At 45.6% G+C, this 22,501-nt stretch carries 22 protein-coding genes and 1 tRNA gene; 5 read left to right on the top strand and 18 right to left on the bottom strand.

What is annotated here, in order from left to right:
* On the top strand, positions 1–207 hold the full coding sequence (locus tag K7R11_RS07250; RefSeq protein ID WP_224489872.1) for a YgaP family membrane protein: 207 nt from the start codon (positions 1–3) through the stop codon (positions 205–207).
* A gap of 55 nt (positions 208–262) precedes the next feature.
* Here the strand turns inward: K7R11_RS07250 and K7R11_RS07245 are convergent, their stop codons facing one another.
* From K7R11_RS07245 to K7R11_RS07225, 5 genes are all read right to left on the bottom strand, one after another.
* Entirely contained in the window at positions 263–538 is a 276-nt protein-coding gene (locus K7R11_RS07245) for an ATP-dependent Clp protease adaptor ClpS (protein ID WP_224489871.1), read from the bottom strand.
* Positions 539–554: 16 nt separating this feature from the next.
* Positions 555–1,388 (bottom strand): 50S ribosomal protein L11 methyltransferase, encoded by an 834-nt coding sequence (prmA, locus tag K7R11_RS07240; RefSeq protein ID WP_224489870.1) that lies wholly within the window; start codon positions 1,386–1,388, stop codon positions 555–557.
* 15 nt (positions 1,389–1,403) lie between these two features.
* A complete protein-coding gene (gene tpiA, locus K7R11_RS07235; protein WP_224489869.1) occupies positions 1,404–2,153 on the bottom strand; it encodes a triose-phosphate isomerase in 750 nt (249 codons plus the stop codon).
* A 121-nt stretch (positions 2,154–2,274) separates the two neighbouring features.
* Positions 2,275–3,369 carry a BT_3928 family protein gene (locus K7R11_RS07230; protein WP_224489868.1) on the bottom strand — a complete coding sequence of 365 codons (1,095 nt, stop codon included), beginning with the start codon at positions 3,367–3,369 and terminating at the stop codon, positions 2,275–2,277.
* 31 nt (positions 3,370–3,400) lie between these two features.
* Entirely contained in the window at positions 3,401–3,952 is a 552-nt protein-coding gene (locus K7R11_RS07225) for a DUF1599 domain-containing protein (RefSeq protein ID WP_224490234.1), read from the bottom strand.
* A 118-nt stretch (positions 3,953–4,070) separates the two neighbouring features.
* Here K7R11_RS07225 and folP point away from each other — a divergent pair, with 118 nt between their 5' ends.
* Together folP and cdaA are read left to right on the top strand one after the other, a co-directional pair.
* The gene (gene folP / locus K7R11_RS07220; protein ID WP_224489867.1) at positions 4,071–4,895 is read left to right on the top strand and encodes a dihydropteroate synthase; all 825 of its coding nucleotides are present in this window, start codon (positions 4,071–4,073) and stop codon (positions 4,893–4,895) included.
* 177 nt (positions 4,896–5,072) lie between these two features.
* On the top strand, positions 5,073–5,858 hold the full coding sequence (gene cdaA, locus K7R11_RS07215; protein ID WP_224489866.1) for a diadenylate cyclase CdaA: 786 nt from the start codon (positions 5,073–5,075) through the stop codon (positions 5,856–5,858).
* 140 nt (positions 5,859–5,998) lie between these two features.
* On the opposite strand, the gene K7R11_RS07210 is transcribed toward cdaA, so the two are convergent.
* Both K7R11_RS07210 and truA read right to left on the bottom strand, forming a co-directional pair.
* A complete protein-coding gene (locus tag K7R11_RS07210) occupies positions 5,999–7,774 on the bottom strand; it encodes an ABC transporter ATP-binding protein (protein ID WP_224489865.1) in 1,776 nt (591 codons plus the stop codon).
* Positions 7,767–8,522: a tRNA pseudouridine(38-40) synthase TruA gene (gene truA, locus K7R11_RS07205; RefSeq protein WP_224489864.1), complete on the bottom strand. Its 756-nt coding sequence runs from the start codon at positions 8,520–8,522 to the stop codon at positions 7,767–7,769. Before truA ends, K7R11_RS07210 begins: the two co-directional genes overlap by 8 nt.
* 93 nt (positions 8,523–8,615) lie before the next feature.
* Here truA and K7R11_RS07200 point away from each other — a divergent pair, with 93 nt between their 5' ends.
* Positions 8,616–9,110, top strand: a complete 495-nt coding sequence (locus K7R11_RS07200) for a metallophosphoesterase family protein (RefSeq protein ID WP_224489863.1) — start codon at positions 8,616–8,618, stop codon at positions 9,108–9,110.
* A gap of 111 nt (positions 9,111–9,221) precedes the next feature.
* A complete protein-coding gene (locus K7R11_RS07195) occupies positions 9,222–9,890 on the top strand; it encodes a DUF998 domain-containing protein (protein WP_224489862.1) in 669 nt (222 codons plus the stop codon).
* Between the two features lie 91 nt (positions 9,891–9,981).
* On the opposite strand, the gene K7R11_RS07190 is transcribed toward K7R11_RS07195, so the two are convergent.
* The 11 genes from K7R11_RS07190 to K7R11_RS07140 all read right to left on the bottom strand — a co-directional run bounded on the left by K7R11_RS07190 (position 9,982) and on the right by K7R11_RS07140 (position 22,475).
* Complete coding sequence (locus K7R11_RS07190; RefSeq protein WP_224489861.1) at positions 9,982–10,416, bottom strand: hypothetical protein; 435 nt, start codon at positions 10,414–10,416, stop codon at positions 9,982–9,984.
* Positions 10,417–10,691: 275 nt separating this feature from the next.
* Positions 10,692–11,006 (bottom strand): DUF3467 domain-containing protein, encoded by a 315-nt coding sequence (locus K7R11_RS07185; RefSeq protein WP_224489860.1) that lies wholly within the window; start codon positions 11,004–11,006, stop codon positions 10,692–10,694.
* A gap of 95 nt (positions 11,007–11,101) precedes the next feature.
* The gene (rpoC, locus tag K7R11_RS07180; RefSeq protein ID WP_224489859.1) at positions 11,102–15,403 is read right to left on the bottom strand and encodes a DNA-directed RNA polymerase subunit beta'; all 4,302 of its coding nucleotides are present in this window, start codon (positions 15,401–15,403) and stop codon (positions 11,102–11,104) included.
* An 81-nt stretch (positions 15,404–15,484) separates the two neighbouring features.
* Entirely contained in the window at positions 15,485–19,294 is a 3,810-nt protein-coding gene (gene rpoB, locus K7R11_RS07175; RefSeq protein ID WP_224489858.1) for a DNA-directed RNA polymerase subunit beta, read from the bottom strand.
* Between the two features lie 134 nt (positions 19,295–19,428).
* The gene (gene rplL / locus K7R11_RS07170; protein ID WP_224489857.1) at positions 19,429–19,806 is read right to left on the bottom strand and encodes a 50S ribosomal protein L7/L12; all 378 of its coding nucleotides are present in this window, start codon (positions 19,804–19,806) and stop codon (positions 19,429–19,431) included.
* A 52-nt stretch (positions 19,807–19,858) separates the two neighbouring features.
* Positions 19,859–20,380, bottom strand: coding sequence for a 50S ribosomal protein L10 (gene rplJ / locus K7R11_RS07165; protein WP_224489856.1), 522 nt, complete (start codon positions 20,378–20,380; stop codon positions 19,859–19,861).
* 25 nt (positions 20,381–20,405) lie between these two features.
* Positions 20,406–21,095 (bottom strand): 50S ribosomal protein L1, encoded by a 690-nt coding sequence (rplA, locus tag K7R11_RS07160; RefSeq protein ID WP_224489855.1) that lies wholly within the window; start codon positions 21,093–21,095, stop codon positions 20,406–20,408.
* An 18-nt stretch (positions 21,096–21,113) separates the two neighbouring features.
* A complete protein-coding gene (gene rplK / locus K7R11_RS07155) occupies positions 21,114–21,551 on the bottom strand; it encodes a 50S ribosomal protein L11 (RefSeq protein ID WP_224489854.1) in 438 nt (145 codons plus the stop codon).
* A gap of 69 nt (positions 21,552–21,620) precedes the next feature.
* Positions 21,621–22,172 carry a transcription termination/antitermination protein NusG gene (gene nusG / locus K7R11_RS07150; RefSeq protein WP_224489853.1) on the bottom strand — a complete coding sequence of 184 codons (552 nt, stop codon included), beginning with the start codon at positions 22,170–22,172 and terminating at the stop codon, positions 21,621–21,623.
* A gap of 24 nt (positions 22,173–22,196) precedes the next feature.
* On the bottom strand, positions 22,197–22,382 hold the full coding sequence (gene secE / locus K7R11_RS07145) for a preprotein translocase subunit SecE (RefSeq protein ID WP_224489852.1): 186 nt from the start codon (positions 22,380–22,382) through the stop codon (positions 22,197–22,199).
* A 22-nt stretch (positions 22,383–22,404) separates the two neighbouring features.
* Positions 22,405–22,475, bottom strand: a tRNA-Trp gene (locus K7R11_RS07140).
* Positions 22,476–22,501 lie beyond the last annotated feature (26 nt).

The raw sequence follows: 22,501 nt of genomic DNA, 5'->3' as shown, positions 1-22,501 counted from the left end.
ATGAGACTAAAGAAGAATATGGGACCACAGGATAAACTGATCAGGGTTGTCATCTCCTTTGTCATCGCCCTGCTCTATTATTACAATATTATAAGCGGGTATTTTGGCATTGCCATGATGCTAATCGCGATTGTACTATTGTTAACCAGTTTATTCCGGTTTTGTCCGATATACCGGATCCTCGGTAAGGATACCTGTCAAAAATAACAGAAAAAGGGGGCTGATCAGCCCCCCTTTTTTTATTTGGTTTGTTTATGTCTCGTTAGACGATCTCTGCACTAAGCCCCTCTTCCAGCAGTTTTGCACACCGCGGTCGCAGATCTTCATAAGACCCGGTCTTTACCGTACACTTTCCCTTGTAATGAACAATAAGGGAACATTGTTCTGCCTGCAAAGGAGTATGATCACACGCAATGATGAGCGTTTCGATCACATGATCAAAAGTATTCACATCATCATTATAAAGTACGATCTCATTTTCCTTCAAGACATCTTCCTCCAGCAGCAGCTCTTCGGATATCTTTTCTTTCGTACTCATAATTATTGTATTTGCGCTAATTTAAGAATTTTAGTGCAACCCAAAGATTCCGCTCCAGCTTTTGAGCAAAGTTTAACGAAAGCGACTCACACTTTTCGCGGATCATGGAAATGTCGCTTTCATAGAAGCCGCTGAGCAAAAGAACCCCGTTTTCCCTTAAACAAGAGGCGTATACAGGCAGGTCTTCCAGCAGTATATTTCTGTTGATATTGGCGATGATCACGTCATAGGATCGACCTTTTAAAAGAGAGGCATCGCCCTCAAAAACCTCAATTTTATCACAGTTATTTCGCTCGGCATTCTCTATGGAATTCAGGTAGCACCAATTATCGATGTCAATTGCATCCACATGAGCTGCCCCTTCCTTTTCTGCCAGGATAGCCAGTACCCCAGTACCACACCCCATATCAAGGACATCCTTGCCCTCGAGGTCGGTATCCATCAGGTGCTGTATCATCATATGGGTGGTGGCGTGATGCCCGGTCCCAAAACTCATTTTGGGTTCGATGACGATATCGTACAGGGTATCCCCTTGCTGATGAAAGGGAGCGCGAACCGTACACTTACCATCAACAACGATAGGATCGAAGTTCTTCTCCCACTCTTCATTCCAGTTTACCTGTTCCACCTCCTTTTGACTGTAACTTACAGCAACCTGATCATTCCCCAGTGTATAGAGTCCGTCCAGGAGATCGTCATTCCAGAATTCCTTTTGGATATAGGCCAGAAAACCTTCCCCGGTTTCTGCAAAACTTTCAAATCCCACCTCACCCAATTCGGCCATCAGGATGTCACTAAAAGGCTCCCTCGGGGTTACCCTAAATTCAAATTCCAGGTATACTGCAGACATAAATTTTGGATCGGATTAAAAGGATTTAGCAATAGCGATAAAGTCTTCGGCTTTCAGCGCAGCACCTCCGATAAGACCGCCGTCCACATCAGGTTTTGAAAAGATCTCTCCGGCATTTCCCGGCTTTACACTACCTCCATAAAGAATGGAAATCCCATTTGCCAGCTCTTCGCTATAGGCAGCGGCCAGCGTCTCTCTGATAAACTTATGCATCTCCTGGGCCTGCTCCGGACTGGCGGTCTCCCCTGTTCCAATAGCCCATACAGGCTCATAGGCCAGAATGATATTCTTCCAGGCAGATTCGGGGAAATGAAACAAGGCATTCTTTAATTGAGATTCCACCACCTGGAAGTGATTTCCTGATTTTCGGTCTTCCAGTTCTTCCCCAAAACAAAAAACGATCTCCATCTCATGTTTCATCGCCGTATCCACTTTCTTTGCGAGCATCTCATCTGTTTCTCCAAAATAAGCCCTGCGCTCGGAGTGCCCGAGAATAACCGTGTTAACTCCTACACTCTTAAGCATCCCCGCAGAGATCTCTCCTGTGAAGGCCCCGTTGTCTTCGTAGTGCATATTTTGTCCGATCACCTCTATCTTATGGGTTCTCAATAATTGAAAAGCCCTGTACAGACTGGTAAAGGTTGGAGCGATCATAACGTCGGCCACGGTCTCCGGCATGTTACGCGTCAGTTCATCTATTAACGATTCTGTCTGGGCCAGGTCCATATTCATTTTCCAGTTCCCGGCAACAATTTTTCTCCTCATGGGTACGATGTTCTAAAGATTAATCTTGTGGTTGGTACATAATTTTGTTCACGGGATCCTTTCACCTCAAGGCCCGTGTTACAAAAATATCAATAAAGAAGAACATAGGGCCTATTTCGGGTCAGAGTTCGAGAGATTCGATATCGTTGTAATGCAATTTTTGGACAATGGTTCCCTTCTGCAGCAGTAGTATTCCGGGATTTGAACGCACAATGGTTTTCAGGGTGGTCAGGTCGCAGAAATAAAAATCTAGCTCCCACCCCGCGCGTTTCTTTAATGCATCCACAGCCTCCGGGGAAGATGCAGAAAGTCCGATAACCCTATACCCTTTTTCCTGTGCTTCCCGGATCCCGGCATCCACTTTTTCCAGGGATCCGGGCGCAGTCTTTTCAGCCACCCTTGCGATTACCACCATTAATTCCGGCTCGCTCATGAGGGTTCCGGTAAAATCTTCCCCGTCCTTTTCCATGGTAAAATCATGGATTGGAGGTTCATAGCCCTTTTGAACCTCTTCGGTCTCAACGTCTAAAAAATCCCCGTCTACTTCGGGATAATCTCCATTGGTAACCACCACCTTTTCCGTATCCCCTACCTTAAACTTCCAGGAATATTCATAGACAGGTTTGGGGGCATCTTCAGGAATTTGCATTCCCTCCGGGATATTAGCCCCGATCTCATAGGGTCTGAAGTCGATCACAGGCAGATGCGCGATCACGTAATAACTGAATACCACACTTCCAAGAGTTACCATCCCCATGGTGGCAGTGGTGACCTTTATTCCGAATACAGGCCGTATATATTTTTGCCCCGCTAACAAGATCAGGATCAACACCAGAAGAATCACGTCTTTGGTAAATGACTCCCATGGGGTTAATTTGATGGCATCACCAAAACAGCCGCAATCGGTTACCTTGTTAAAATAGGCCGAGTAAAATGTGAGAAAGGTAAAGAAGACGATCATGGCCAGGAGGCTCCAAAGCGTGAATTTCTTCTTAAATCCAAGCAACAGGGAAACCCCAAGTAACACTTCCACTATTACAAGAAATACGGCTATTCCAAGTGCAAAGGGCTGTAGAAATTCAAGGTTAAGCACATCGGCCCCGAAATATTCCTCGAGTTTAAAAGAAAATCCCACCGGATCATTCATCTTTATGAGTCCGCTGAGTATAAATACAAAACCTGTTAGTAATCTGGAAAAGGTGGTTAAAAGTTTCATGGATATGGCTGGTTAGGATTCAAGCTAAGGGTCAGGCTTCTGATTCAAAGGCTTTGAGATGGATCAGGGCGAATACCGCATAATTGATCATATCCTGATAATTCGCATCGATACCTTCACTTACAAGAGTTTTACCCTGGTTATCCTCGATCTGTTTCACCCTAAGGATCTTCTGAAGAATCAGATCGGTCAGGGAACTTACCCTCATATCCCTCCAGGCTTCCCCGTAATCGTGATTTTTATCCTCCATAAGCGATTTGGTCAGGGCTACCTTTTCATCATACAATCTAACTGCCTCCTGTACGTCGAGATCCGGTTCTTTGGCAATACCCATGTCGATCTGTATCAAGGCCATCACCGAGTAGTTGATGATCCCGATAAACTCGGCCACCTCATCCTCGTCTATCCGTCGTTCCGCATTCTCCTGAAGCGAGCGAATACGCTGGGCTTTTATAAAGATCTGATCGGTCAGGGAGGGCAATCGAAGAATTCTCCAGGCACTTCCGTAATCTTTCATTTTCTTGGTAAATAAATCACGGCAAGGCCCGATCACTGCATCGTATTGTTTTGAGGTATCATGCATGAGAATGGTCGAATTTTGATTAAATTTCGCGTAAAATAAGGTTTTGTTCAAAAATAGTGGTTTTCCCTTAAGAGAACCACTTCACATTCTCTGTAAAAGTTTTTTTTACTAACAACTTATGACCATAAACTGTAAAGGACAACTCAAAGACCTCAGCATCCCAAGAGTAATGGGAATCCTGAATGTAACCCCGGATTCCTTCTTTGACGGAGGCAAATACAATAGCGACAAACTTCTGTTAACTCAGGCGGAGCAAATGCTAAGGGAAGGCGCCGATTTTATTGATATAGGCGGTTACAGTTCCAGGCCGGGAGCAACTCATATTTCTGAAGATGAAGAATTAAAGCGAACTGTAACAGCTACGGAAGCCCTGGTAAAAAATTTCCCGGAGATCCTTATTTCCATAGACACTTTTCGGGGACGGGTTGCGAAAGAGAACATCCTTGCCGGAGGGGCGGTCATTAACGATATTTCCGGGGGTAGCCTGGATGAAGAAATGCTGCCCATTGCGGGAAAGCTTGGGGTACCTTACATCATGATGCATATGAAGGGAACCCCACAGAACATGAAAACCCTTGCCGAATACAATAACCTTTTAAAGGAGATCACCTATTTCTTTTCCAAACAGATCGCAAGGGCAAGGGATTTTAAGGTCAACGACGTGATCATCGACCCGGGCTTTGGCTTTGCCAAAAATATAACCCAGAATTTCGAACTGCTTCGCAACCTGGAACACCTGAAAATACTGGATAAGCCTATATTGGTGGGCATCAGCAGAAAATCCATGATCTATAAAACTCTTGATACCACTGCAGCAGAAGCCCTGAACGGCACCAGTGTACTGAATACGCTGGCCCTTGAACGTGGTGCAAATATCCTGCGCGTACACGATGTGAAGGAGGCTGTGGAATGCGTAAAGCTATGGGGAATGGTCAGGGGGTGAGCGGAAACGAAATGGAAAACAGGGGGCAAAGGGGAATGAAAATGTCGCAAAAGAAGAAGATGGCATAGCACCCGAAATCATCTCAACCCCACCTTATGGCTGCTTTACCTTATAACAGCATAACATTTTTTTTATTTATTCAGCCAGAACTGTATTTTTACATAAAACCTGCCTACTTTGGAGTTATTCGACTTTCTCGATTTTCAGATCATTGACATTATTGACATCGTCCTGGTGGCCTTTTTAATGTATTCCCTGTATAAGCTCCTGAAAGGAACGGTAGCGATCAACATTTTTCTGGGGATCGTGATCATCTACATCATCTACCTGATTACCGAAGCACTGAACATGCGGGTACTGAGTAATATTTTCGGCCGGTTTATCGGCGTGGGATTCTTCGCCCTTATCGTGGTATTCCAGCAGGAAATACGAAAATTCCTCCTCATGATCGGATCCACCAATTTCGGTGGTAAAAATGGATTTTCCAGGTATTTTAAATTCTTAAAGACAGAGCGGGTACAGCTTGAAACCGATGTCGAGGCCATCGTTCAGGCCTGTGAAAAGATGAGTAAAACCTATACCGGGGCCATCATCGTAATTGAACGTAACAGCTCCCTCGAGTTTGTGAAAAATACCGGGGACAGTATGAATATCGAGGTGACCCAACCCATTCTTGAAAGCATATTCTTCAAAAACAGCCCACTCCACGACGGGGCAGTGATCATAGAAGACAACAGGATAACCGCCACCCGGGTGATACTACCTGTATCGAATGAAAGGAACATCCCGCTTCGGTTTGGGCTCCGCCACAGGGCAGCTGTTGGAATCACTGAAAAAACGGATGCCGTGGCTTTAGTGGTAAGTGAAGAGACCGGGCAGGTATCTTATATCAAAAATGGCGAATTCGTACTTTTTGAAGACAGCGATGAGCTTATTGAAACCCTGAAAAAAGATCTGGAATAACCCGGGTATCCATCACAATAGTATCCCCATAAATTATTGGATAGGTCTTGCAGTCAATTCGACAAGATGAGTTGCTGAGTAGTCTGAATTCAACTTGCCCTTCGAATTGTTGCAAGAAATCGGGACCGAATCCCGGTCTCCTAAACCGTCTCCTCCTCTGCCATGAACTGCACTTCGTACAGGTTTCGGTAATGACCGCCTTCCTTCTGAAGGAGCTCATTATGGGTTCCGGTCTCCACAATTCTTCCGGCTTCCATCACGATAATCTGATCAGCCTTTTTAACCGTTGCCAGGCGGTGTGCAATGACAATGGAGGTACGTCCCTTGGTTACCCGCTCGGTGGCACGCTGGATCAGCTTTTCAGAATGGCCGTCTACCGAGGAAGTAGCCTCATCCAGAACAAGAATAGACGGATTGCTCACATAAGCCCTTAGAAAGGCGATCAACTGGCGTTGTCCGCTGGAGAGCATACTACCCCGCTCTTTTACATTGTAATGGTAGCCTCCAGGCAGACTTTCAATAAATTTATGAATGCCTATTGCCTTGGCAGCCTTTATAACCTCATCCTCTGTAATGTCAGGATTCTTGAGGGTGATATTATTCAGAATGGTGTCTGCGAACAGGAACACATCCTGCAGCACGATGGCGATCTCATCGCGAAGTGATTGTACGGTAAACGAATTGATATCCTGCCCATCGATACGAATCTGTCCTCCCTTAATATCGTAGAAACGATTGAGCAGATTGATGATGGTCGATTTCCCAGCTCCGGTAGCTCCAACAATAGCCACAGTTTCTCCGGGATTGGCTACAAAGCTGATTCCGTGAAGAACCTCTTCCCCTGCGACATATTCAAAACGTACATTATCAAACTCGATCCTCCCTTCAAAATGGCCGGCTACCACGGTACCGGTTTCTTCCACCCTGCTCTTGGTATCCAAAACATCAAAGACCCGATTGGCCGCCACCATACCCATCTGGAGGGTGTTAAACTTGTCGGCGATCTGCCTTAACGGACGGAAGATCATTGTAGAGAGCATAATAAACATGAAAACATCTCCCAGTTTACTGATGTCATTATTCAACACCGCCTGTAAGCCCCCATACCATACGATAAGACCCGTGGTTATGGCCGACATTAATTCGACCACGGCAATAAATATGGAGTTATACCATACCGTGTTGATCCAGGCTTTCTTATGTTTCTCATTGATCTCCACAAAATCGTTGTACTCCTGTCTTTCCCTCACAAAAAGCTGAACGATCTTCATCCCTGTTAACCGCTCCTGCACAAATGAATTCAGGTTTGCCACCTCCTTGCGCACCTCGATAAAGGCTTTTTTCATAGCCTTCTGAAAGAGACGGGTTGCATAAAGCATCAGGGGCAACACTGCAAAAATGATAAGGGAAAGCTTCCAGTTAAAATAGATCATTACCCCCGCTACAACGATCATCTTCAACAAATCACTTACGATCATAAACAGACCGTCGCTGAATATCGCCGCGATACGTTCGATATCATTCACCGCACGGGTTACCAGGATCCCCACAGAAGAACTGTCGAAATACTTCATCCGGAATCGGATCATATGATCAAAAAGTCTGATCCTGATATCCCGGATCACCGACTGACCCAGCCAGTTGGCAAAGTAGATAAAGGAAAGCTGACTTAATACTTCCAGAAAAAGGGCAGCCGTCATGAGTAATACAAAGTACAATAACCCTTCCGGATCTTTCCCGATGATATAATCGTTCACGGTGTACCTGAGTATAATGGGGCGTACCGATGAAAAGAAAGACAGAAGTATGGCCGCCACGGCAACACCTGTAAAGGTTAACCGATAAGGGCTGGTATACTTCATCAGCCTGGCAAACAGGTTCAGATCAAACGATTTTCCGGTAGTATCCTTACTCATTAGTTATTCGTATTCGGTTTGGGTATGAAACATCGGTTAAAAATAAACCATGTGCAGGTACAGAAGCACCTGCCTCACTGCGATTCTTGCTATCTATGATACGGCGCAATCCTTCTTCATCCAGTTTTCCCTGTCCGACCTCCAGCAAAGTCCCCACTATTGCCCGTACCATATTCCTTAAAAACCGGTCGGCAGAAATATGAAACACCAGTCGCTCCGGGGATATACGCTTCCATTCTGCCTGTGATATCTTGCAAAAATAAGTCTTTACATCGGTCTTTGAACGGGAAAAACATTCAAAGTCTTCATATTCCAACAATAGCGCAGCGGCCTTGTTCATCCTATCCACATCCAGGGGCGCGCGGTATTCATAAGCCAGGTCCCTTAAAAACGGATCCTTTTCCTGAACAAGGTGGTATTCATAGCTTCGGGAGACAGCATCAAATCTTGCGTGGGCGTCTTCGTTTACATGGTACAGACCTGTGATGGCTATATCTCCCGGCAGAAGCCTGTTTAAGCGATACTGGAACTCGGTAAGATCAGGGATTTCCGCTGTGTCAAAATGTGCAGCCATTACCCTGGCATGAACTCCGGCGTCGGTTCGCCCTGCTCCTGTTACCGGCGTTTCAGCACGCAGTAAAAGGCGCATGGCCTTCTCCAGAACCTCCTGAACGGAAACCGCATTAGGCTGTCGTTGCCAACCGTGATACGCCTTGCCGTGATATGAAAACTCAATGAAATATCTCAAAGCAAAATGGTACTTTTGTACAGACCTGCAAAGATATCTAATATATTGCATACGGACCTTACTGCCGTTGTATTTAAAGATTTTTTAAGTTTTATGACCCGAATCCTCCTCCTCTCAGATACACATAGCCACATGGACGAACAGATCCTGAAGTATGTCCGCCAGGCCGATGAGGTATGGCATGCAGGAGATATCGGAGATATTCAGGTAACCGACACCTTGAAAAGCCTTAAACCACTTCAGGGCGTTTGGGGAAATATAGACGACCACGTAGTAAGAGCTGATTTCCCGGAAAACAACAGGTTTATGTGTGAAGGAGTGGATGTCTGGATCACCCACATCGGGGGATATCCCGGGCGATACGACAAAAGGATTCGTGAAGAGATCCGTAATAATCCTCCTAAGCTCTTTATATGCGGGCATTCCCACATCCTGAAGGTCATATGGGACAAGAAGCTGGGGTTACTGCATATGAATCCCGGGGCGGCAGGAAAACACGGTTTCCACAAGGTAAGAACCATGCTGCGCTTTGTGATCGAGGGAGAACAGATCAGGGATCTGGAGATCATTGAGCTGGAAAAGAGGTAGTCAGGGTTTTAACATGCCGGGATTCCGGGTTTAAAACTATTCTGTATATTACTCCCTGAAAAGGATTTTCCTTACCCGAAACCAAAACGTGGAACCTAAAAACCTGCTGCTATGAAGAAATGGACCACACTTATTTTATATTCCGGGATATTCACAGTATTACTCCGAAATTTTCTCGTGTACTATATCGGGGCGATTACACCCGGATATCATCCTTTTTTCAATTTTATCAGTGAACTATCTGCCGAAGGAACGCCGCATGCCACGCTTATGAACACAGGAAGCCTGATCCTGCTTGGCATCGTTCTTATCCTTACAGCCAAAGCTCTGAATCAAAGCATACAGGGCCCGGGGTCCTGGTTACCCATGGGCTACCTGGCCATTGCAGGGGCCGGATTTATTCTTATTGGCCTATTCCCCTGTCCTCCCGGGTGCCTACCGGAACTCGATACCACGCAGATGACCATCCACCTGCTCGCTGCCTTTGTTGCTACATTTTCCATGAGTACCTCTGCACTGGCCTATGGCCTGTGGTCGTTCAAAGGATACAGATCGCATATGCGGATGGCGTCCCTGGTGCTGGGGAGCATAGGAATCTTAGCATTTATCGGCCTTTGGGGCTCAGTGATTTTTTGGGAGATGGGCATGAATGCCCCATTACTACCTGTTAAGGGACTCATACAACGCATCAACGTAGCTGCAGGCGATCTTTGGGTGATACTCGCTTGTGCTAGCGCGTTAAAAAGTTCCAATACCAGCCTTAAACCTTCATTAAACTGATCTTAGAAGGTACAGTCTATTTTATTGTTCAGAAGGAACTTCAGAAAAATCGAATTCCATTTTTTTGGCAGACACAAATCAACCAAAGTTTTTAATTCCCATTGATGACTGCATAGCTGCCATCACCTTCAAAATTTGACAGGGAAATACTTACCGACCACAACCCGGACGCTCCCCCGGCAGAAACACCTGAGATCACAAAGGCCCCGTCTGCATCCTCCAGGCTCCAATATCGCTTTAACACCTCCATCCTTTCCGCATCATGCACGCGTACTATAATATTACCATCTGTTCCAGGCACCAACTCCAAATTCAGGGTTGCGGTAGTTTCCGGATTGGTCCACCTTAAAATTCTCACCTCGTTTCCTCCATCCCCGGAGACTTCCCCACTTACTCCCTTGCTAATATCCGGATCCAGGGTTATCCTGGCATGAAGATCGTCCTCCTGAGGTTCAATAAGGGAACAGGAATTAAAACAAAATACAGAACCGATCAGGAAGCATATAAACCAATTCGAAAGTCGCATAATCGAAAGAAATTTTCCAGCCGATAAAATAAAGTAAATAATCTAAATTAAGACTGAGTAATATCAAAAAATGGTGCACTTCATGCAGCGCTGCGTATGATAACTCCCCCCTAAGAATTCAGTGAATTCCAATTTTATAGGAGCACAACTTTTCCCAATACTCAGGTAAAATCACGAAGTCCAGCTGATTGCTTTATGCGATGACAGCGTTCAAACCAGGCTATACCCGCAATAAAAATATCCGGAGTTTTTATTGTGTCTGCTCTGTTATACTTTTAAGCCTCCCCCGTTGGTCCGAAATTCAAAGGCATTGGAGGTTGTTCATAATCCTTGATCTCACCATGTGCCTGTTCAAAACGGGCCACATTTTCTCCAAGGGCCTTCAGAAAACGTTTGGCATGCTGGGGCGTCAGAATGATGCGGCTCTTTACTTTTGCCTTGGGTTTTCCGGGCATGATATTCACGAAATCCACAACGAATTCAGAAACCGAATGGTTAATGATGGCCAGGTTGGAATACGTTCCTTCTGCTACCTGTTCATCGAGCTCTATATTGATCTGCCCCTTATTTTGTTCTTTCTTTTCGCTCATAAGTAATCTGTTTATTACACCGATTAAAGGTAAGCATATTCAAAAAAAATACCCCGGGGTTACCGGGGTATTCTTATTGTAAATTGAAAACTATCTTAGAAATTGACCTGAGGTTTTTTATGGGCCATGATTTCTTCGTATTCTTCTTTAGATCCGACGATGATGTTGTCATAATCTCTCATACCGGTACCGGCAGGGATCTTATGTCCAACGATCACATTCTCCTTCAGACCTTCAAGGTTATCCACCTTACCATTCACTGCCGCCTCGTTAAGTACTTTGGTAGTTTCCTGGAAGGAAGCTGCCGAGATAAACGATTTGGTTTGGAGCGAAGCACGGGTAATACCCTGAAGTATCGGAGTAGCCACTGCAGGAATTGCTTCCCTTGCAGTTACCAACGCCTTGTCTGCACGTTTCAGGATAGAGTTCTCATCCCTCAACTGACGTGGAGTAATGATCTGTCCGGGTTTCATGGTTTCTGAATCCCCGGCATCCTCTACGACCTTCATACCGAAGATCCTGTCGTTCTCTTCAATAAAGTCATCTTTATGAACCAGTTGCTGCTCAAGGAAGATGGTATCTCCGGAATCGGTGATCCTTACCTTACGCATCATCTGACGAACAACCACCTCAAAGTGCTTATCATTGATCTTCACCCCTTGTAAACGGTATACTTCCTGTACTTCGTTCACCAGGTACTGCTGTACCGCAGATGGTCCTTTAATTCTAAGGATATCCTCAGGTGTTACAGATCCATCGGAAAGCGGCATACCGGCACGTACGTAGTCATTCTCCTGAACCAGGATCTGGTTCGAAAGTTTAACCAGGTACTTCTTGATCTCCCCGAGTTTAGACTCAACGATGATCTCGCGGTTACCACGTTTGATCTTACCGAAGGAAACCACCCCGTCGATCTCAGAGACCACTGCAGGGTTAGAAGGGTTACGCGCTTCGAAAAGCTCGGTTACCCTTGGAAGACCTCCTGTAATATCCCCTGCCTTAGACGACTTACGCGGGATCTTAACAAGGATCTTACCTTCCTTGATCTTATCTCCGTCTTCAACCATAAGGTGAGCTCCAACAGGCAGGTTATACGAACGCATAACATCACCTTTGGCATCCTTGATGTGAAGGGTTGGGATAAGTTTCTTATTTCTCGATTCAGAGATCACCTTCTCCTGGAATCCGGTTTGCTCATCGATCTCTACCTGGTAGGTAACACCTTGTTCGATGTTTTCGAATCCTACCTTACCGGAGAATTCGGAGATAATTACCGCATTATATGGATCCCACTGACAAACCACATCACCTTTCTTCAGTGACTGTCCGTCTTTTACAAAGATTTGCGAACCGTAAGGTACGTTATTGGTACCGAGGGTAATTCCGGTCTTCTCATCGATAAACTTCACCTCCGCTGTTCTGGAGATAACGATATCGACCTTGTTTCCTTCACTATCCTCACCTTTTACAGTTTTCAGATCCTCGATCTCGATCTTAGAATTGAATCTGGCAATGATCTTGTTCTCCTCAGAGATGTTTCCTGCAATACCCCCTACGTGGAAGGTACGAAGGGTAAGCTGTGTACCGGGCTCCCCGATAGACTGGGCAGCAACCACACCAACAGCTTCACCTCTCTGAACCATCTTACCGGTAGCCAGGTTACGTCCGTAACACTTGGCACAGATTCCTTGCTTGGCCTCACAGGTAAGAGGGGAACGCACTTCAACGCGCTCGATAGGTGATTCTTCAATCTTTCTCACCGCTACTTCATCGATCTCCTCACCGGCAGATACCAGCAATTCTTCCGTTAGCGGATCGTATACGTCGTGAAGTGATACACGTCCCAGGATACGTTCTCCCAGGCTTTCCACCACTTCTTCGTTTTTCTTCAATGGCTCTACCTCTACTCCTCTCAGGGTATCACAGTCTTCTGCATTTACGATCACATCTTGTGAAACGTCTACCAGACGACGGGTCAGGTATCCTGCATCCGCCGTTTTAAGAGCGGTATCCGCAAGACCTTTACGTGCACCGTGAGTAGAAATAAAGTATTCCAGGATCGAAAGCCCTTCCTTAAAGTTCGAAAGGATCGGGTTCTCGATAATCTCCCCACCACCGGCTGTCGATTTCTTAGGTTTCGCCATCAGACCACGCATACCGGTAAGCTGACGGATCTGCTCTTTAGATCCCCTCGCTCCGGAGTCAAGCATCATGAATACCGAGTTAAACCCTTGGTTATCCTCACGGATACGCTTCATGGCAAGCTCAGTAAGCATGGCATTGGTAGAGGTCCAAACGTCGATCACCTGGTTATAACGTTCGTTATTGGTGATAAGACCCATATTATAGTTCATCATAATACCGTCTACCTGCCCGTTGGCTTCCTCGATCATAGCGAGTTTCTCTTCCGGAATAATAATATCTCCCAGCGAGAATGACAATCCGCCTTTAAATGCGAAGTTGTACCCCATATTCTTGATCTTATCAAGGAAGTCAGCAGTGGTTGGTACATCGGTAGCCTTCAGGATCTTTCCAATAATATCACGAAGTGATTTCTTGGTAAGGAGCTCGTTCACATACCCTACACCTTCAGGCACTACCTGGTTGAACAGGATTCGACCTACCGTAGTTTCGATGATCTGATTTACCAGTTCTCCCTTCTCATTATAATCCTTGGCACGCACCTTAACCACGGCATTAAGCTCTACACGTTTTTCGTTAAAGGCGATATTTACCTCTTCGGCCGAATAGAACGTAAGTTCCTCTCCTTTGATAGGACGTTCCGGAGTCGATCTGCGACCCTTGGTCATATAGTACAATCCAAGTACCATATCCTGAGAAGGTACGGTAATTGGTGAACCATTTGCAGGGTTCAGGATGTTATGAGAAGCAAGCATGAGCAGCTGCGCCTCCAGGATCGCCTCAGGACCCAATGGAAGGTGAACCGCCATCTGGTCACCGTCAAAGTCAGCGTTAAACGCCGTACACACCAATGGGTGCAGCTGGATCGCCTTACCTTCGATCAGTTTTGGCTGGAAGGCCTGGATACCCAGACGGTGAAGCGTGGGGGCACGGTTAAGCAGTACCGGGTGTCCTTTAAGTACATTCTCAAGGATGTCCCAAACTACAGGCTCGCGCTTGTCAATAATTTTCTTGGCAGATTTCACGGTTTTCACAATACCTCTTTCGATCAACTTTCGGATCACAAAGGGCTTGTAAAGCTCTGCTGCCATATTTTTAGGAAGACCACACTCATAGAGTTTCAGCTCAGGACCTACAACGATCACCGAACGTGCAGAATAGTCAACACGCTTACCGAGGAGGTTCTGACGGAAACGCCCCTGTTTTCCTTTAAGGGAATCAGACAGCGATTTAAGTGGTCTGTTGGATTCGGTTTTTACCGCTGAAGACTTACGGGTGTTATCGAAAAGTGAATCTACAGATTCCTGCAGCATACGCTTCTCGTTTCTAAGGATCACCTCAGGAGCTTTGATCTCCATAAGACGCTTCAGACGGTTATTTCGGATAATTACCCTTCTGTACAGGTCATTAAGGTCTGAAGTGGCAAAACGTCCACCATCCAGAGGAACTAACGGACGTAATTCCGGCGGAATTACCGGTACGACCTTCATGATCATCCATTCCGGATTGTTCTCACGGTTCTGCTGTGCATCGCGGAAGGCCTCCACAACCTGCAGCCTTTTCAGGGCTTCAGTTTTACGTTGTTTTGAGGTCTCGTTGTGCGCCTTGTGTCGGAGTTCATAAGAAAGTCCGTCAAGATCGATACGTGAAAGCAGTTCGATCAGACATTCGGCACCCATCTTGGCGATGAACTTATTCGGGTCAGAATCGTCGAGATACTGGTTCTCTGCCGGGATAGAATCCAGGATGTTCAGGTATTCTTCCTCCGTCAGGAAATCCATTTTCTCAACAGGATCCCCGTCGGCATTCTTTGCAATACCAGGCTGGATTACTACGTAACGTTCGTAGTAAATGATCATATCGAGTTTCTTGGACGGCAATCCAAGAAGATAACCAATCTTATTAGGTAAGGAACGGAAATACCAGATATGCGCTACAGGTACTACCAGGTTAATGTGACCTACTCTGTCTCTACGTACCTTTTTCTCGGTAACTTCCACTCCACATCGGTCACAAACAATACCCTTATAACGGATTCTTTTATACTTACCGCAGGCACACTCATAGTCTTTTACAGGACCAAAGATACGCTCACAGAAAAGACCGTCCCGCTCGGGCTTATGGGTACGGTAGTTAATGGTTTCCGGCTTTAACACCTCTCCTCTGGATTCGGCAAGAATGGCCTCGGGAGATGCTAATCCGATCGAGATCTTATTAAATCTCTGTACTGTATTCTTATCTTTATTTCTAGCCATAATAAATGGTGATAATGAATTAAGTGTAATTTAACTTACGTTTTAAACCGCTGCCCTCCGGGGAAGGCAGCGATCCAAAATTTATTCTTCTAATCTGATGTCGAGTCCGAGTCCTTTCAGTTCATGCATCAATACATTGAACGATTCAGGTAATCCGGGCTCCGGCATGCTTTCTCCCTTAACGATCGACTCGTAGGTTTTAGCTCTACCGATTACATCATCAGATTTAACGGTCAAGATCTCTCTTAGCGTGCTCGATGCACCATAGGCCTCCAGTGCCCATACCTCCATCTCACCAAAACGCTGACCCCCGAATTGTGCCTTACCTCCAAGAGGTTGCTGGGTAATAAGCGAGTATGGTCCGATAGAACGTGCGTGCATCTTATCATCTACCATGTGACCTAATTTAAGCATGTAAATCACACCTACTGTAGCGGCCTGGTCAAAACGTTCTCCGGTTCCCCCATCGTAAAGGTGGGTATGTCCGAAGCGTGGAATACCGGCTTCATCGGTAAGTTCATTGATCTCGTCCAGTGAAGCTCCGTCAAAGATCGGGGTAGCGAACTTCTTCTGAAGTTTCTTACCAGCCCATCCAAGAACGGTCTCATAGATCTGTCCAATGTTCATACGCGATGGTACCCCAAGTGGGTTCAGCACGATATCAACCGGTGTACCGTCTTCCAGGAACGGCATATCTTCCTGACGTACAATACGTGCTACGATACCCTTGTTCCCGTGGCGACCTGCCATTTTATCACCTACCTTCAACTTACGCTTCTTGGCGATATACACTTTTGCAAGCTTCATGATTCCCGCAGGAAGTTCGTCCCCTACAGAGATGGTAAACTTATCTCTTCGAAGCGCCCCTTGCAGGTCATTTAATTTGATCTTATAATTGTGAAGAAGATCGTTGATAAGCGCATTGGTCTCATCATCAGTAGTCCAGGTTCCGCTCACCAGGTGGGCGAAATCGTCTACAGCATTCAGCATTTTCAAGGTGTACTTCTTCCCTTTTGGCAATACTTCCTCTCCGAGGTCGTTAAATACCCCCTGAGAAGTCTTACCATTTACTATAGAGAAGAGTTTCTCTACCAATACATCTTTCAACTGGTTGAACTTGGTTTCGTATTCCAACTCCAACTTGGCAATATCTTCTTTATCTTTTGCTCTCTTGCGCTTGTCTTTAATTGCTCTTGAGAACAGTTTCTTATCGATTACCACTCCACTAAGCGAAGGAGAAGCCTTCAGGGAGGCATCCTTCACATCTCCGGCCTTATCACCGAAGATGGCACGAAGCAGTTTCTCTTCCGGAGTAGGATCAGATTCTCCTTTAGGAGTGATCTTACCGATCAGGATATCTCCGGGCTTCACCTCGGCTCCGATCCTGATCATACCATTCTCATCGAGTTCTTTGGTAGCCTCTTCGGATACGTTTGGAATATCGTTGGTAAGCTCTTCTGCTCCCAGTTTGGTATCCCTAACTTCCAGTGAGTACTCATCGATGTGGATAGAGGTAAAGATATCTTCCCTAACCACTTTTTCTGAGATCACGATCGCATCCTCAAAGTTATATCCCTTCCAGGGCATGAAGGCCACCTGAAGGTTTCTACCCAGTGCAAGTTCTCCCTGCTGGGTGGCATACCCTTCACAAAGTACCTGTCCCTTCTTCACTCTGTCGCCTTTTCTAACGATAGGCTTCAGGTTGATCGAAGTTCCCTGGTTGGTCTTGCGGAATTTTACGAGATCGTAAGCCTTATAATCATCGTCGAAGCTCACCAACCTGTCCGTATCGGTGCGATCGTACTTGATTATAATTTTCTTAGCATCTACGTAATCCACTTCCCCGTCACCTTCAGCATTTACCAGTACTCTGGAATCTGAAGCTACCTGGCGTTCCAGTCCGGTTCCTACAATAGGTGATTCCGGGCGCAATAGCGGAACCGCCTGACGCATCATGTTAGATCCCATCAGTGCACGGTTCGCATCATCGTGTTCCAGGAACGGGATCAGCGAGGCCGAGATCGAAGCAATCTGGTTTGGCGCCACGTCGGTATATTGAACTTCTGCAGGGTCTACCACGGGGAAGTCACCTTCCTCACGAGCAATAACCTTATCGTTCACTATGGTTCCGTCGTCTTTTAACGGAATGTTTGCCTTAGCAATTTTCTTTCCTTCCTCTTCTTCGGCACTCAGATAAAGTACCTCTCCGAGATTCACTTTTCCATTTTCCACGGTGCGATAAGGGGTTTCAATGAATCCCATATTGTTCACCTTGGCGAAAACAGACAGCGAGGAGATCAGACCAATGTTTGGTCCTTCCGGGGTTTCGATCGGACACAACCTACCGTAGTGGGTATAGTGAACGTCACGAACCTCGAATCCGGCACGCTCTCTGGACAGACCTCCAGGCCCAAGGGCAGAAAGACGACGCTTGTGCGTGATCTCTGCAAGCGGGTTGGTCTGGTCCATGAACTGTGACAGCTGGTTGGTACCAAAGAACGAGTTAATTACAGAAGAAAGTGTTTTGGCGTTGATCAGGTCAATAGGGGTAAACACCTCGTTATCACGTACGTTCATACGCTCACGGATGGTTCTTGCCATACGGGCCAGACCTACACCAAACTGTGTAGACAACTGCTCTCCAACGGTACGAACACGTCTGTTGGAAAGGTGGTCGATATCGTCAATTTCCGCTTTGGAATTAATAAGCTCGATAAGGTACTTGATGATCGTGATGATATCTTCCTTGGTAAGCACCTGCTTATCCATCTCAATGTCAAGACCGAGTTTTTTGTTCATTCGGTAACGTCCCACCTCTCCGAGGTTGTAACGCTGGTCTGAGAAGAATAATTTATCGATAATACCACGGGCAGTTTCCTCATCCGGCGGTTCTGCATTACGCAGCTGACGGTATATGTGTTCTACAGCCTCTTTTTCAGAATTTGTAGGGTCCTTTTGAAGGGTATTGTAAATAATGGCATAATCTCCGGTCTGACTGTCTTCCTTATGCAGGAGGATGGTCTTCACGTCGGTGTCCAGGATCTCTTCCAGGTGCTCTTTCTCAAGAACGGTATCCCTGTCGAGGATGATCTCATTTCGTTCAATAGATACCACTTCTCCGGTATCCTCATCCACAAAATCCTCGTGCCATGTTTTAAGTACACGGGCAGCCAGTTTACGGCCCTGTACTTTTTTAAGTCCGGTTTTGGTTACCTTCACCTCTTCTGCCAGGTCGAAGATTTCCAGAATGTCTTTATCACGCTCAAATCCGATAGCCCGGAAAAGCGTGGTTACAGGTAATTTCTTTTTACGGTCGATATAAGCGTACATTACGCTGTTGATATCGGTAGCAAATTCGATCCAGGAACCTTTGAAAGGAATCACCCTTGCAGAATACAGCTTGGTTCCGTTAGCGTGGAAAGATTGTCCGAAGAAAACTCCGGGAGAACGGTGCAATTGAGAAACCACAACCCTTTCCGCTCCATTGATCACAAAGGTACCACTGGGAGTCATATAAGGGATCGTTCCCAGGTATACGTCCTGTACGATGGTCTCGAAGTCTTCATGCTCCGGATCTGTACAGTAAAGCTTCAAACGCGCTTTTAACGGCACGCTGTACGTCAATCCTCTTTCGATACACTCCTGAATGGAATACCTTGGAGGGTCGATAAAATAATCTAAGAATTCAAGTACAAATTGATTGCGCGTATCAGTAATAGGGAAGTTCTCCATGAAGGTGTTGTAAAGACCTTCGTTACCCCGCTCTTCAGATTTGGTTTCCAGCTGGAAGAAGTCCTGGAAGGATTTGATCTGAATGTCCAAAAAATCCGGGTAGTCCGGAGTGCTTTTAGCTGAGGCGAAATTAATTCTTTCAGTCTGATTTGTGAACATCAATGGACAGTATTATGATTAAAATAAATGTTAACTTACGTATATCGTCATATACGCAAAAGGGTTTAGGTCTTATCCCCACCTTCGGGGATAGACCTAAACCGTGTTTTTACAGCTTGAGCTGTAAGGCAAAATTACTTCAATTCTACCTCAGCACCAGCCTCTTCTAAAGACGACTTAAGACCTTCGGCCTCATCTTTAGAGATACCTTCTTTGATAGCTTTAGGAGCGCTATCTACCATTTCTTTAGCTTCTTTAAGCCCAAGTCCGGTAAGCTCTTTTACAAGCTTAACAACAGCAAGCTTAGAAGCACCAGCGGCCTTAAGGATAACGTCAAACTCAGTTTTCTCCTCAGCAGCGTCACCACCACCGGCAGCACCACCACCAGCAACAGCTACAGCAGCAGCTGCAGGCTCGATACCATATTCTTCTTTAAGGATATCAGCTAACTCGTTTACTTCTTTTACGGTAAGGTTAACCAATTGTTCTGCAAAATCTTTTAAATCTGCCATTTTCTATCGTTTTTAATGTAAAATTTTAATGTATAATTGTTTAAGTGCGTTCTTATGATTCTTTCTCTGAAAGGGTCTTCAGGATACCGGCCAGTTTCCCACCTCCGCTCTTAAGACCGCTGATAACGTTCTTAGCAGGCGATTGTAGCAATCCGATGATATCTCCGATAACTTCCTCTTTAGACTTGATAGCCACAAGAGTTTCCAGCTGATCATCTCCAACGAAGATCGCCTCTTCGATGAAGGCTCCCTTTAGAAGGGGCTTTTCAGATTTCTTTCTGAAATCCTTGATAAGCTTAGCCGGAGCGTTACCGGTTTCTGAAAGCATCAGAGAGGTGTTTCCTTTTAATGTAGAAGGAAGTTCTCCGAAGTCCTTGTCAGAAGCTTCCATTGCTTTTGCAAGCAAGGTATTCTTAACAACTGCAAGCTTGATGTTTGCCTTAAAACAAGCTCTCCTTAGGTTGGAGGTTGTCTGGGCATCTAATCCTGATATATCTGCGAGGTAAATTACCCCACTATCAGCTAACTGTGCAGTCAAATCTTCTATTACCGTTAACTTTTCTTCTCTAGTCATGATTCAAAAAATTTACAACTGCCAATTAAACTGCTTTCGGATCGACAGGCACCCCGGGACTCATTGTACTAGACATTGAGATACTCTTGATATAGGTACCTTTAGCCGCAGTTGGCTTAAGTTTAATTAAAGTTTGGATTAATTCATTCGCGTTTCCGGCGATTTTATCGGCAGTAAAGGATGCCTTTCCGATGGAAGCGTGAACGATACCGGTCTTATCAACTTTAAAGTCGATCTTACCAGCCTTCACCTCTCCAACAGCCTTAGCAACATCCATAGTTACCGTACCGGTCTTTGGGTTCGGCATTAATCCTCTTGGACCGAGAATACGTCCTAGGGGTCCGAGTTTACCCATTACGCTTGGCATAGTGATGATCACATCAACATCTGTCCAACCGTCTTTGATCTTTTGAAGATACTCGTCCAAACCAACATAATCTGCTCCTGCTTCCTTAGCCTCAGCCTCCTTATCCGGAGTTACCAGGGCAAGTACTTTTACATCCTTACCGGTTCCGTGAGGAAGGGTTACCACACCTCTAACCATTTGGTTAGCTTTACGCGGGTCCACTCCAAGACGAACTGCAAGGTCTACAGATGCATCAAAGTTTACGTTTGTGATATCTTTTACCAATTGAGACGCTTCTGCAACAGAGTAAAGTTTACTTCTGTCGATTTTTGCTGCAGCCTCTTTTTGTTTTTTCGTTAATCGTGCCATTTCTAGATTCTTTTAAGATTAAAAAGGCTTTTCACCTGAAACCGTTAGACCCATTGATCTTGCAGTACCGGCAACCATGCTCATGGCTGATTCCACGGTGAATGCATTAAGATCCTGCATTTTGTCTTCTGCGATAGCCTTCACCTGTTCCCAGGTAACGCTGGCTACTTTCTTACGGTTTGGTTCTCCTGAACCTTTTTTAACCTTAGCCGCTTCCATTAGCTGAACTGCCGCTGGCGGTGTTTTTACAACGAAGTCGAATGACTTATCGGAGTAAACCGTGATAACAACAGGTAATACCTTACCCTGTTTGTCCTGTGTACGCGCATTAAACTGCTTACAGAACTCCATGATGTTAACGCCGGCAGCACCTAGAGCGGGTCCAACCGGTGGCGACGGATTCGCAGCACCTCCCCTAACTTGTAGCTTAACTACTTTACTAACTTCTTTTGCCATTGTTTAATAGTTCAATTTAACATTCGAAACGCCCTAATGGAAGCAAGGCGCATCTATATAATGTAACAATTATATTTTCTCTACCTGCATGTAGCTTAATTCCAGCGGAGTCTTTCTCCCGAAGATCTTCACCATCACTTCCAGCTTGCGCTTTTCCTCGTTGATCTTCTCTACTGTCCCGTTAAACCCGTTGAAAGGCCCGTCAATTACTTTTACGGTCTCTCCTATGGTATACGGTATCGCTACATTGTCCGTTTTTACGGTTAGCTCATCAACCTTACCTAACATACGGTTGACCTCTGATTTTCTCAACGGCACAGGATCACCTCCCTTAACCTCTCCGAGAAAACCTATAACCCCGGTGATCGATTTGATCACGTGAACCACCTCACCACCAAGATTGGCTTTTACCATTACATAACCGGGAAAATAAACGCGCTCTTTGCTGATCTTCTTCCCGTTCCGGATCTGTATTACTTTTTCAGTTGGCACCAGCACTTCATCCACATAATCAGAATAACCCAGCCTGGAGATCTCCTGTTCGATATACCCCTTCACTTTGTTTTCCTGACCGCTTACGGCCCTCACTACGTACCATTGTTTTGCTAATGCTTCTGCCATTGCAATTGAAATGCTTTAATATTCTTAGTTGATTAGACTGAAATAGAAACTGATGACCTTGCTGAACACCGTATCTATTCCCCAGATCGCCAGAGAAAAAAGAATGGAAAACACAGCCACTACCACCATCAGGTTTTGTCCTTCTGCCCAGCTTGGCCAGGTTACATTCGCTCTTAATTCCTCGAACGACTCTTTCATATAATTAACCATAGTATCTTCGTATTACTATTCGCACGGGTGGAGAGATTCGAACTCCCATCAACGGTTTTGGAGACCGCTATTCTACCCTTGAACTACACCCGTCTATTCAAGTTTAAAGGCATCCCGCC

It is taken from the genome of Robertkochia flava (assembly GCF_020166515.1).
In the GTDB taxonomy this organism is placed as follows: domain Bacteria; phylum Bacteroidota; class Bacteroidia; order Flavobacteriales; family Flavobacteriaceae; genus Robertkochia; species Robertkochia flava.
This window is presented reverse-complemented; position numbering and strand designations above follow the sequence as displayed.

What these genes read in the sequence shown, in the direction of transcription:
- K7R11_RS07250 (WP_224489872.1), top strand. Translation starts at nt 1, where the DNA reads ATGAGACTAAAGAAGAATATGGGACCACAGGATAAACTGATCAGGGTT.
- K7R11_RS07245 (WP_224489871.1), bottom strand. Translation starts at nt 538, where the DNA reads ATGAGTACGAAAGAAAAGATATCCGAAGAGCTGCTGCTGGAGGAAGAT.
- prmA (WP_224489870.1), bottom strand. Translation starts at nt 1,388, where the DNA reads ATGTCTGCAGTATACCTGGAATTTGAATTTAGGGTAACCCCGAGGGAG.
- tpiA (WP_224489869.1), bottom strand. Translation starts at nt 2,153, where the DNA reads ATGAGGAGAAAAATTGTTGCCGGGAACTGGAAAATGAATATGGACCTG.
- K7R11_RS07230 (WP_224489868.1), bottom strand. Translation starts at nt 3,369, where the DNA reads ATGAAACTTTTAACCACCTTTTCCAGATTACTAACAGGTTTTGTATTT.
- K7R11_RS07225 (WP_224490234.1), bottom strand. Translation starts at nt 3,952, where the DNA reads ATGCATGATACCTCAAAACAATACGATGCAGTGATCGGGCCTTGCCGT.
- folP (WP_224489867.1), top strand. Translation starts at nt 4,071, where the DNA reads ATGACCATAAACTGTAAAGGACAACTCAAAGACCTCAGCATCCCAAGA.
- K7R11_RS07210 (WP_224489865.1), bottom strand. Translation starts at nt 7,774, where the DNA reads ATGAGTAAGGATACTACCGGAAAATCGTTTGATCTGAACCTGTTTGCC.
- K7R11_RS07200 (WP_224489863.1), top strand. Translation starts at nt 8,616, where the DNA reads ATGACCCGAATCCTCCTCCTCTCAGATACACATAGCCACATGGACGAA.
- K7R11_RS07195 (WP_224489862.1), top strand. Translation starts at nt 9,222, where the DNA reads ATGAAGAAATGGACCACACTTATTTTATATTCCGGGATATTCACAGTA.
- K7R11_RS07190 (WP_224489861.1), bottom strand. Translation starts at nt 10,416, where the DNA reads ATGCGACTTTCGAATTGGTTTATATGCTTCCTGATCGGTTCTGTATTT.
- K7R11_RS07185 (WP_224489860.1), bottom strand. Translation starts at nt 11,006, where the DNA reads ATGAGCGAAAAGAAAGAACAAAATAAGGGGCAGATCAATATAGAGCTC.
- rpoC (WP_224489859.1), bottom strand. Translation starts at nt 15,403, where the DNA reads ATGGCTAGAAATAAAGATAAGAATACAGTACAGAGATTTAATAAGATC.
- rpoB (WP_224489858.1), bottom strand. Translation starts at nt 19,294, where the DNA reads ATGTTCACAAATCAGACTGAAAGAATTAATTTCGCCTCAGCTAAAAGC.
- rplL (WP_224489857.1), bottom strand. Translation starts at nt 19,806, where the DNA reads ATGGCAGATTTAAAAGATTTTGCAGAACAATTGGTTAACCTTACCGTA.
- rplJ (WP_224489856.1), bottom strand. Translation starts at nt 20,380, where the DNA reads ATGACTAGAGAAGAAAAGTTAACGGTAATAGAAGATTTGACTGCACAG.
- rplA (WP_224489855.1), bottom strand. Translation starts at nt 21,095, where the DNA reads ATGGCACGATTAACGAAAAAACAAAAAGAGGCTGCAGCAAAAATCGAC.
- rplK (WP_224489854.1), bottom strand. Translation starts at nt 21,551, where the DNA reads ATGGCAAAAGAAGTTAGTAAAGTAGTTAAGCTACAAGTTAGGGGAGGT.
- nusG (WP_224489853.1), bottom strand. Translation starts at nt 22,172, where the DNA reads ATGGCAGAAGCATTAGCAAAACAATGGTACGTAGTGAGGGCCGTAAGC.
- secE (WP_224489852.1), bottom strand. Translation starts at nt 22,382, where the DNA reads ATGGTTAATTATATGAAAGAGTCGTTCGAGGAATTAAGAGCGAATGTA.